This window comes from Polaribacter sp. 20A6 (genome assembly GCF_011378915.1).
GTDB classification, from domain to species: Bacteria; Bacteroidota; Bacteroidia; order Flavobacteriales; family Flavobacteriaceae; genus Polaribacter; species Polaribacter sejongensis.
In genome coordinates this window covers 1-828 of record NZ_WTPZ01000060.1, presented here as the reverse complement: position 1 = coordinate 828, position 828 = coordinate 1, and the positions used below count along the sequence as shown (strand labels likewise).

Here is an 828-nt window from a genome sequence, read left to right as displayed (position 1 = left end):
GCAGTTTATTTGTAGGAGTCTTTTTGAAAGAAACCATTTCAAAGCAGATTTAAGAGAGAAACAGAAATCGTGTGCTAAAGAAAAGGACGCTGCTTCTGCTCTTCCAGGCCATTTCAATCACCTTCTGATGCAGATCATGCTAAACTCGTATGCAGGAATAGGTCACTTCCAGGTACTTATAGATCCCTACACATGGATCAGAGAACTCCGAATTTGAAGCTTGTACATGACAAGACTTCTTTCCATTGCACCTAGAACGCATACGCGCAGTCTGATCAGAGTTACAGTGGGTTGAAGTTGCGAATTTATGAGGACAGGTTGCAAGATTCCGCCGTCCATAATTGGCATAATAAACGGAAATAACACCTTTCCCACAGGTAATGTCAGCTCTGAAACCTTCACAAGTTATGTGCTGCTTAGGTTTGAGACATTCATAAGATACTTCCAGGTATTTATAGGTCCCAAAACAGGGATCATTGAAAACGGAGTTCACTGCTTGAACAGAACAGCTTTTTTTTCCATTACACTGTGTGGCCATCGTTTGGAGGGATGTTTCTGAGGAGCAGTGAACATTTGAGAGCTGCCCAGGAGGTTTCCCAGCAGAGCAAGTTCTGCCATTAGTCCGTCCATAGTTGGCACGAAGGACATTTATGAATCTAGAGCCACAGCTGAGGGATGCAGAGTCTCCTTCACAGGTCACTGATCGTTTTGCATTGCCACTTGCAGAGAGAAAACATGCATGTTGACACAGCAACAGCAATAAAGTGATTCCGCTTAGCTTTTGCACCAGCATGGTAGATTGGAACATTTGAACACAAACAAATCTGG

General features: G+C 43.4%; 1 protein-coding gene. It reads right to left on the bottom strand.

Annotation, left to right across the window (positions count from 1 at the left end):
• Positions 1-139: 139 nt before the first annotated feature.
• A complete protein-coding gene (locus GQS57_RS19295) occupies positions 140-793 on the bottom strand; it encodes a hypothetical protein (protein ID WP_368855190.1) in 654 nt (217 codons plus the stop codon).
• Between the last annotated feature and the right edge of the window lie 35 nt (positions 794-828).